The sequence below is a fragment of the Nonomuraea antimicrobica genome (genome assembly GCF_039536965.1).
GTDB lineage: Bacteria > Actinomycetota > Actinomycetes > Streptosporangiales > Streptosporangiaceae > Nonomuraea > Nonomuraea antimicrobica.
On record NZ_BAAAZP010000062.1, the window covers coordinates 1 to 9,397 of the forward strand.

Consider the following 9,397-nt stretch of genomic DNA (forward strand, 5'->3'; position numbering starts at 1 on the left):
GTCACGGGCGGGCCGGTTCACCGGCGGGCAGCGGCGCGGGCGCGGCGCTGCGGGCCGGTTTACTGGCGGGCGGCGATGCGGGCGCGGCGCTCCTCACGGCGCTCCACGAAGCGGGCGGCCGTGGCCTCCGTCCTCGCCAGGAACGCGGCCAGCTCCTCGCGCGCCTTCTCACCCTCGCCGTCCAGGCCCGTCTTGTCGAAGATCGACCACTGCCGCAGCACCGGCATGAGCACGTCGTCGAGGTGGAGGCGCAGGTCGTAGATGCCCTCGTTCGCGATGATCATCGCCTTGCGGGCGAAGCCGTCCATGCCCTGGCCCGGCATCTGGAACGTGGTCACCACGTCGGTCACCGACCGCATCGTCTGGCTCGGGTCGAGCTCGAAGGCCGCCTTGAGCAGGTTGCGGTAGAAGAGCATGTGCAGGTTCTCGTCGGCGGCGATCCTGGCCAGCAGCCGCTCACACCCCGCGTCGCCGGACGCCCTGCCGGTGTTGCGGTGCGAGATGCGGGTGGCCAGCTCCTGGAAGGACACGTACGCGAGCTGCTGGAGCATCGTCCCGTACTCGGAGACGAAGCCGCTCTCCATGTGCCGGATGCGCGCCCGCTCCAGGGCCACCGGGTCCACGGCGCGGGTGACGGTGAGGTAGTCGCGGATCGCGGTGCCGTGCCGGCCCTCCTCGGCGGTCCAGCGGTGCACCCACGTGCCCCAGGCCCCGTCGCGGCCGAACGTCGTGGCGATCTCGTGGTGGTAGCTGGGCAGGTTGTCCTCGGTCAGGAGATTGACGATGAGCGACACGCGCGCCGCTTCGGGGATCTTGGAGTCGCCCTCCTGCCACGCCTCGCCCCCGTAGATGCCGTCGAAGTCGCGGCCTTCGCTCCACGGGATGTACTCGTGCGGAAACCACTCCTTGGCCATCTTCTCGTGGCGGTCGAGCTCCGTGGCCACGACAGGCTCGAGCTCGTGCAGCAGCTCCGTCTGAGTCATCGCCATATAAGATCTTCTCCTTCAGGTTACGGTACCGTAGGTTAGGTTACCCGAAGGACAAACAGGTCAAATAGGGTGGACGTATGCGACCTAGTGTCCGTGGTGTCCTGCTCGACCATGACGAGCGGCTGGTTCTCTTCCGGCGTACGGTGCCGGGGCGAGCGCCGTACTGGTCCGTGCCCGGCGGGCACGTCGAGCCTGAGGACGGCACGCTGGAGGACACCCTGCACCGCGAGCTGCTGGAGGAACTGGGCGCGACGGTCTCGGCGGTGACGCCTCTGGTGACGGTGTCGTACCCGTGGCAGGGCGAGGTCAAGACACAGCACGTCTTCGGGTGCCGGTTGGTGTCCATGGACCCGGAGCTGCGGAACGGGCCCGAGTTCGAGGACCCGTCGCGGGGCGCGTACGAGGTGGAGCGTGTCCGGCTGGAGAGGTCGGAGCTGTTCGCCAGGAACCTGGTGCCACAGGCGGTGGCCGGTTACCTCTCGGCCACCATCACGGCCCTGCCCCGGCTCATCGGCCGGCGGCCGGGCCGAAGGGCGGATCGCCCGGTCAGGGGTCGCGGCGCAGGCGCTTGAGGTCGGCGCGGTGCTTCTTGGCGGCGATGCGGCGCTCGACGGTGGCCCGGCTCGGCTTGGTCGGGCGGCGGCGCTTGGGCGGCGGCGCGATGGCCTCGCGCAGGCGCTGCGCCAGCCGATGCGCGGCGGCCTCTCGGTTGCGGAGCTGCGAACGGTATTCGGAGGCGGCGATGGTGATCGTGCCCGCGCCCAGCCGGTCGAGGGCCCGTGCCTTGAGATGCGGCGGCAGCGCGGTGCTCGCGGCCACGTCGAAGCTCAGCTCCACCCGGCTGTCGGTGGTGTTGACACCCTGGCCGCCCGGGCCTGACGAGCGCGAGAACCGCCAGACCAGCTCGGCGTCGGGGATGACGACCGAGTCGTTGACGACCAGCGGGCCGGGCATGAGCGGACTCCCGTTCTCGAACGCGTCGCCATCGGGCGACATGTCACCGTACAGAAGCACCGTATCCGGAGGTCGTATAGGGCCCGCAATCGCATTTTCCGCCGCGCGCGCCGCCTGTCTCGCCGGTTGCCGCCCGGCTGCAAGCGACGTGTGCCAATATCACGCCAAAGGCGAAGTGATCACGGGGTTGGGGAGGCGCGGTGGCCGTCATCGTCGGCGTGCACGGGATCGGCAAGTACAACTACTACCTCCAGGCCGGGCGGTCCGTGCCGGGCGCGGCCGAGGCCATGCGCCGCAAATGGGACCGCTACCTCCACGCGGCGCTCGGGGGAGAGGCGCGGGCGTACTTCGCCGAGATCGCCTACTTCTCCCACCTCCTGCACGACGGCGACGGCGGTGGGGCCGGCGGCGAGGGCGGCGCGGCCACCGCGCCCGAGGCAGAGGCCGTCATGGAGGCGCAGGCCCAGCAGGTCCTCGCCGACTGGGCGCGCAACCTCGGGGTGGGCGAGCACGTCACGGGGGCGCTCAAGTCGTTCACCGGCTGGCTGCTGGACAAACTGGACGGCAGGTCGGCGGCGTTCGCCAAGCTGTTCGCGCCCGAGGTGGCCGCCTACCTCACCGACCAGGCCAGGCGCGAGAAGTGCCGGAGCGCCGTGGCGGACGTCATCCGGCGCAACCGCGCCAGGGTGGTCATCGCCCACTCGCTGGGCAGCGTGGTCGCGTACGAGGCGCTGTGGTCGGAGCCGGACCTGCGGATCGACCTGCTGCTCACCCTCGGCAGCCCGCTGGGCATGCGCAACGTGGTCTTCGAACGCCTCCTGCCCGCCCCGGTCAACGGCCGCGGCCGCCGGCCCCCGGGCGTCGCCCGCTGGGTGAACGTCGCCGACAAGGACGACATCGCCGCCATCCCGCCCGACCTGGCCGCCAGCTTCACCGGCATCGACCGCGAGGAGCTGGTCAACCTCGACTGGCTCGACTTCCACACCGCCGGGAAATACCTGGGGTGCCCGGCGCTGGGCCCGCATCTGCGACCATTCGTGGCATGACGTGGATTGTCTTCGACTACGGCGGTGTCCTGTCACTGCCCCAGCCCGACTCCGACAACGCGGCAATGGCGCGGGCCGCGGGAGCCGAGCCCGCGGCGTTCAAACGCGGTTACTGGGAGCACCGCCTGGAGTTCGACCGGGGTCTGAGCCCGTACGCGTACTGGTCGGCGGTGCTGGGCCGGCCCGTGACCCAGAGCGAGACCGCCCGGCTGGTCGCCATGGACGTCGCGTCCTGGGCCCGTCCCAACGAGGGCACGGTCGCGCTGCTCGGCGAGCTGCTGGAGTCGGGACGCGACGTGGCGCTGCTGTCCAACGCACCCGTGTGCATGGGTGAGGGCCTGGACGAGCTGCCGTGGGTCGCCGCGATCGGCCGCCGCTTCTACAGCGGCAAGATGGGCCTGGTCAAGCCCGACCGGGAGATCTACGACGAGATGGCCCGCGAGCTGGGCGCCGACCCGTCCGAGATCGTCTTCATCGACGACCGCGAGGAGAACGTCGAGGGCGCCGAGCGGGCCGGGATGACCGGCGTGCACTTCACCGACGCCGTCACCCTGCGCGCGGCGCTCCCTGACGCGGCCCTGCCCGGCTGACCTTTCCCGGCTGTCGCCGTTCACCTGGTCTTTCTCCGGGCGGGCGGCCTCAGGGTGTGTCGCAGACAGACCGATGCTGTTCACCCGCGCTTGACTCCACTGTCACGGCGGAGTCAGCGCAGGTGGACATACCTGTGAACGTGGACCGCAGAGCCTTCCTGACAGCGGCGACAGCCGGACTCCTCCTCCCTCAGCCCATGATTGCCCCGGCCGCCGGGGCGGCCTCCAGGACCCTCAGATCCGACCCCTTCTCGCTGGGCGTGGCCTCCGGCGACCCCGCCGCCGACGGCTTCGTCCTGTGGACCAGGCTGGCCGTCGACCCGCTGGGCGGCGACGGGCGCGGCGGCATGCCCTCCCGCGACGTGGACGTGGAGTGGCAGGTCGCCACCGACGAACGCTTCGCCAAGGTCGTCAAGTCCGGCACCGCCACCGCCAGGGCCCGCGACGCCCACAGCGTGCACGTCGAGCTGAAGGGGCTGGAGCCGGGACGCGACTACTTCTACCGGTTCAGGAGCGAGGGCCGCCTCTCACCGGAGGGCCGCACCAGGACGACGCCGCAGGGTGAGACGCCGCTCAACTTCGCGGTGGCCGCGTGCGCGCACTACGAGCACGGCTACTACACCGCCTACCGCCGCCTCGCCGAGCAGGAGCCGGACCTGGTGGTCTTCCTCGGCGACTACATGTACGAGTACGGCCCCAGCGGCTACACCGCCCTGGCCGGCCGCGTCCGTACCCACACCCCGGGCAAGTGCCGGACGCTGGCCGACTACCGGCTGCGGCACGCCCAGTACAAGAGCGACCCCGACCTGCAGGCCGCGCACGCGGTCGCGCCCTGGCTGGTGGCGTTCGACGACCACGAGGTGGAGAACAACTGGGCCGGCCCCGTCTCCAGCACGGGCGCGGCGGGCTTCGAGCAGCGGCGGGCGCAGGCGTTCAAGGCGTACTACGAGAACATGCCGCTGCGCCGCGCCAGCCTCCAGGGGGCGGTGCTGCGGGTGAACCGGCGGGTCTCCTGGGGCACGCTGGCCCGCTTCCACCTGCTCGACACGCGCCAGTTCCGCGACGACCAGGCCTGCCTGGACGGGGTGCGGGCGGGCTGCGACGAACGGCTCGACACGGAACGCACGCTGCTCGGGAGCGAGCAGTGGCGCTGGCTGGAGAGCGGCCTGGACGCCTCCACCACCCGCTGGAACCTGCTCGGCCAGCAGATCATGGTGGCCCAGCGCGACTTCAAGGTCGGCCCCGGCCGGGAGGTGAACCTGGACTCCTGGGACGGGTACGCCGCCGAGCGCACCCGCCTGCTCGGCTCGCTGGCCCGCACGCCGAACCCCGTGGTGCTGACCGGCGACGCCCACATGCACCACCTGTCCGAGCTGAAGCCCGACTTCGACGACCCGGACTCTCCGGTGGTGGCCAGGGAACTGGTGGCCTCGTCGATCGCCAGCGACGGCGACGGCTACCGGGACCGTACGTGGATCGCCGAGGCGCTGCAGGAGAACCCGCACATCTCCTACATCGACCAGCGGCGCGGCTACCTGATGGCGCGGCTGACCCGCGACGAGCTGTCGGTGGACTTCCGGACCCTGGACTACATCTCGCGCAGGGGAGCCCGCGCCAAGACCGCCCACCGCGTCACGATCCCGGCCCTCACGGGGGAGGCCGCCGCGGGCAAGGCGGCGGCCCCCCGCACCACCGGCTGAGCGCCGCCCCTGGTCCGGTCGCCGGTTCGCTGGTTCGCTGGTTCGCCGGTTGCCGGGCATCGCGGCAGCCCACGGCCTGGCTCCGTGTCATGGCTGAGTGGCGGCCCGTTGGCTGAACGTTCGCTGGGAGCCCGCTGAGAGTCTGCTCAACCATTTTGTCCACATGGTGAGACGCGGACCCCGCGACAGGAGGAGGGTCCGGCCGGACTCCTGGTGGCAGGTTCAGCGGAGTCCGGCCGGGGTGGCCGGCCCGGGCGGGCGGGTGGTTCCGTCCGGACCGGCCGGCTTCAGGCGCCGGGCCAGCTCCCGTCAGGGAACTCGCCCGACGTGCCGTCCGACATGATCACCTGGTCGCTCTCGCTGAGCCCCGAGGTGACCTCCACGTACTGGTCGCCGCGCACGCCCGTGTGGACGACCTTCGCCGCGTCCCGCCCGTCGGAGCGGACGGTGACCACCTGCGTGCCGTCCGAGCGGCTGCGCACCGCCGCGGCCGGTACGTAGATCGCGTCCTTGGACTCGTCCGTGGTGATCGTCGCCGAGGCGGTCTGCCCGAGCATCAGCCCGGCCGGCGGCTCGTCGAAGGCCAGGGTGACCGAATAGCGGACGAGCTCGCCCTCCACCGTCGCGGTCGGGGCGATCGCCGTCACCGTGCCCTGGTAGTGCTCGCCGCTGCGGGTCGCCAGCGTGACCTGGGCCTGCTGGCCGAGCTTGAGCCGGTTCACGTCGGACTCGGTGACCATGGCCTGGACCTGCAGCTCGTTCAGGTCGCCCAGGCTGATGAAGGTGCCGGTGCCCGCCGCGTCACCGGGGGCGCCGCCGACCGAGAGCACCGTGCCCGCCGCCGGGGCCACGATGCTGGTCGCCCGTACGGCGTCGGCGGCCTCCTCGACGGCGGCCTCGGCGTGGTCCACGTTCGCGGCGGCCTGCTCCTCGCTGAGCCCGCCGCCCTGCTGCTGGGCACCGCCTCCGCCCGTACCGCCGCCTGTGGCGCCGCCTGTGCCCCCACCTGTAGCGCCGCCCGTGCCACCGCCGGTAGCGCCGCCCGTGCCGCCACCGCCTGTGGTGCCGGTCCCGCAGGAGCCCTGGCCGGTGCCGGGCTGGCCTGACGGCTTCCCGGATCCGGACGCGCTGGGCTTTCCTGAGGGTTTGCCGGTGGGGGAGGGTTGGCCGGTGCTCGACGGCTTCCCGCCGTTGGGCGGCTGCCCCGTCGGGGACGTGGACGGCGAGACGGTCGAGGGCGGGTTGCCGCCGGGCTGCCCGGTGCCTCCTCCCGGGCCACTGGCCGTCGGGGTGGGGGTCGCGGTGACGGTGGTCGTCACGGTGGCCGTGACGGTGGCTGTCACCGTGGCCGTCACGGTAACCGTCGGCTCGGACCCGGTGGGCTCCGCGGTCGGCGTGGCGGTCGGGTGCGGGGTGGCGGTCGGGGTGGTCGTTCGCGCGGCCGTCCGTGCCGTGGCCCGCGTACCGGCCGGGGCGGTGGTCGGCTCCTTGGCCTGCTCGGTGGTCTTCGCGGCGGCCTTTGCCGTGGCCTTGGCCGCGGTCTGTGTGGCAGTGGGAGTGGGGGTGGGGGTCTGCGTGGGACCGGCGCCGAAGTCGGCGACCGGCCGCGCGTCCACCGCTGTGCCTGCCTGCGTGCCTGCTTGAGAGCCCGCCTGAGAGCCCGCCTGGGCTCCAGCCGTCCCAGGCCCTTGGACGCCCCCGGCCGCGGGCGTCGGAGCGGCCGAGGGCGTCTTACCGGCCGCGGGAGTCGCGCCGGCCGTGGGTTTCGCACTGGCCGCGGGCGTCGTGCCGCCCCCGGTCGGTACGCAGGCGCCGCCCGGACTCCCGGAAGACCCTGTGGACGACGAGGAGCCCGAGGAGCCCGAAGACCCTGATGACCCCGAGGACGTAGTGGCCGCCGTGGCAGCCTCGTCCAGGGCCTCTTCGGCCGCCGCCAGGTCGGCCTTGGCCGCCGTGTACGCCTCCCGCGCCGCCCGCCCGTCGATCCTGGCCAGCACCTGGCCCTTCTTCACCTTGGTCCCGACCTTGACGTACACCTTCGTCAACGTCCCTGCGGAGCCGAAGGCCAGGTCCCGGCGCGAGCCGTCCACGGTGTTCCCCGCCGCGCTGACCGAGGCGGTGACCTGCCCGCGCTGCGCGGAGGCCAGCCGGGCCTGGATGGTGGGCGGTGCGTCGTCGCGCAGCACCAGCACCAGGCCGGACCCGGCCACGAGCACGGCGAGGGCCAGTCCGCCCAGCGCGAAAGTCGGTCTCATGAGCGGCCATCCTGACCGACCAGAGTGGCACCAGGCTGCGAGCAGCCTCAGAGTTACCTGTGTGCCCGATTTCCAGCCCGGACGCACAGCGAACGTTCAGCTTGCTCGCGGCTGCGGCGCAGCCTTGTGTGCAAGGGTCACCGCTCGTGAAGGTGTCGATCAGGCGCAAAGCGCTGATAACCAACGGAGCGCTCGCGGTGCTCCTGCTGGGCGGTGCCGGGTTCGCCTACGCACAGCTCGGCGCGGGCCCGGCCGCGGGTGAGATCACCGTGCGGACGGTGGCCGCGGGCCGAGGCTCCGTGACCGCCTCGGTGTCCGCCTCGGGCGCGGTGGAGAGTTCCCAGTCCAGAACGCTGTCGTTCGGTACGGGCGGAACCGTCGAGAACATTTACGTCAAGGCCGGTGACAAGGTCGACAAGGGCGACATCCTGGCCTCCCTCGACGACTCCACCGCCCAGGACGGCCTCACGGCGGCCAAGGCCACCTACGACAGCGCCGTGGACGACGGGACCGATACGGCCCAGCTCTACGCGGCCTACGTCAAGGCCCGCAACGCCTACCGGGAGGCCCAGCGCACGGTCGCGGCCACGGTGCTGAAGGCCCCGTTCAAGGGGACGGTCACGGCGGTGAACGGCTCGGTCGGCGGCACCAGCTCGGGATCCGGCTCGGACTCCGGCGCGGCGTCCGGCGGCCAGGGCTCGACGGGCACGGCAGCCGCCTCCTCCGGCGGATCGTCCAGCGGCAGCGGCTTCATCGAGATGGCCGACACCGCCAAGCTCCAGCTCGTCGGCACCTTCACCGAGTCGGACGTCGGCAAGCTCAAGCAGGGCCAGGAGGCCACGATCACGTTCGACGCGCTGCCGGGCGTGACCGCGACCGGGGAGGTCACCCAGATCGAGCCGGTCGCCGCCACCACCAACAACGTCGTGCAGTACCCGGTCACCGTCACCTTCAACGACGTCCCCGACGAGGTGCGGCTGGGCCAGACGGCCACCGTCGAGGTCGTGGTCGGCCAGGCCGAGAACGTCGTCACCGTGCCGTCCACGGCGATCTCCACCAGCGGCGGCCAGACCACGGTCACCGTGCTGAGGAACGGCAGCCAGGCCAGGACCCCGGTCGAGGTCGGCGTCCAGGGCGCCACGCTGACCGAGATCAAGTCCGGCGTGTCGGAAGGCGACCAGATCGTGCCCCCGACCACGGCGCCCGGCACCACGGGCAACAGCGGTGGCGGCGGCCAGCGGCAGCTCAGCGGCGGGAGCGGCTTCCCAGCAGGGGGCGGCGGTACCGGGGGCGGCGGCATGCCGGGAGGCGGGCGATGACGGCCGCGGAGCCGCTGGCCGGGGAGCCCTTCCCGGTCCTGCGGGTGCGTGACCTGGTCAAGGAGTACGGCGACGGCGACGCCAAGGTACGCGCCCTGCGCGGCATCAGCCTGGACGTCGAGCAGGGCGACTTCCTGGCCATCATGGGCGCCTCCGGCTCCGGCAAGTCCACGCTCATGAACATCCTGGGCTGCCTCGACGTCCCGTCCTCCGGCACGTACCTCATCGACGGGGCCGACGTGGGCCGGCTGGACGAGCACCAGCTCGCCATCCTGCGCAACCGCCGGGTCGGCTTCGTCTTCCAGTCGTTCAACCTGATCCCGCGCATGAGCGCGCTGGCCAACGTCGAGCTGCCGCTCGTGTACGGCGGCGTCGGCCAGGCCGAGCGCCGCGCCCGCGCGCTGGCCGCGCTGGAGCAGGTGGGGCTGAGCGAGCGCGTGCACCACGAGCCGAACCAGCTCTCCGGCGGCCAGCAGCAGCGCGTGGCGCTGGCCAGGGCCCTGGTCAACCGCCCCAGGGCGCTGCTGCTCGACGAGCCGCTGGG

At 72.3% G+C, this 9,397-nt stretch carries 9 protein-coding genes; 6 read left to right on the top strand and 3 right to left on the bottom strand.

The genetic code is table 11. The features are described from left to right. Positions 1-59: 59 nt before the first annotated feature. Positions 60-989, bottom strand: a complete 930-nt coding sequence (locus ABD844_RS16365; protein WP_344877742.1) for an acyl-ACP desaturase — start codon at positions 987-989, stop codon at positions 60-62. Positions 990-1,066: 77 nt separating this feature from the next. Between ABD844_RS16365 and ABD844_RS16370 the strand changes: the two genes are divergently transcribed. Continuing rightward, the gene (locus ABD844_RS16370) at positions 1,067-1,561 is read left to right on the top strand and encodes an NUDIX domain-containing protein (RefSeq protein WP_344877744.1); all 495 of its coding nucleotides are present in this window, start codon (positions 1,067-1,069) and stop codon (positions 1,559-1,561) included. Here the strand turns inward: ABD844_RS16370 and arfB are convergent. Next, positions 1,536-1,943 carry an alternative ribosome rescue aminoacyl-tRNA hydrolase ArfB gene (gene arfB / locus ABD844_RS16375; RefSeq protein WP_344877797.1) on the bottom strand — a complete coding sequence of 136 codons (408 nt, stop codon included), beginning with the start codon at positions 1,941-1,943 and terminating at the stop codon, positions 1,536-1,538. The genes ABD844_RS16370 and arfB overlap by 26 nt on opposite strands. A 200-nt stretch (positions 1,944-2,143) precedes the next feature. Here arfB and ABD844_RS16380 point away from each other — a divergent pair, with 200 nt between their 5' ends. From ABD844_RS16380 to ABD844_RS16390, 3 genes are all read left to right on the top strand, one after another. Then, the gene (locus ABD844_RS16380) at positions 2,144-2,989 is read left to right on the top strand and encodes a hypothetical protein (RefSeq protein ID WP_344877746.1); all 846 of its coding nucleotides are present in this window, start codon (positions 2,144-2,146) and stop codon (positions 2,987-2,989) included. Then, entirely contained in the window at positions 2,986-3,579 is a 594-nt protein-coding gene (locus ABD844_RS16385; protein ID WP_344877748.1) for an HAD family hydrolase, read from the top strand. Before ABD844_RS16380 ends, ABD844_RS16385 begins: the two co-directional genes overlap by 4 nt. Before the next feature lie 197 nt (positions 3,580-3,776). Next, complete coding sequence (locus ABD844_RS16390) at positions 3,777-5,279, top strand: alkaline phosphatase D family protein (RefSeq protein ID WP_344877750.1); 1,503 nt, start codon at positions 3,777-3,779, stop codon at positions 5,277-5,279. A gap of 287 nt (positions 5,280-5,566) precedes the next feature. On the opposite strand, the gene ABD844_RS16395 is transcribed toward ABD844_RS16390, so the two are convergent. Next, positions 5,567-7,534: an efflux RND transporter periplasmic adaptor subunit gene (locus ABD844_RS16395; RefSeq protein WP_344877752.1), complete on the bottom strand. Its 1,968-nt coding sequence runs from the start codon at positions 7,532-7,534 to the stop codon at positions 5,567-5,569. A gap of 146 nt (positions 7,535-7,680) precedes the next feature. On the opposite strand from ABD844_RS16395, the gene ABD844_RS16400 reads away from it, so the two are divergent. Continuing rightward, positions 7,681-8,853 (top strand): efflux RND transporter periplasmic adaptor subunit, encoded by a 1,173-nt coding sequence (locus ABD844_RS16400; protein ID WP_344877754.1) that lies wholly within the window; start codon positions 7,681-7,683, stop codon positions 8,851-8,853. Next, the coding region (locus ABD844_RS16405) for an ABC transporter ATP-binding protein (RefSeq protein ID WP_344877756.1) at positions 8,850-9,397 on the top strand (548 nt) is incomplete at its 3' end. The genes ABD844_RS16400 and ABD844_RS16405, both read left to right, overlap by 4 nt.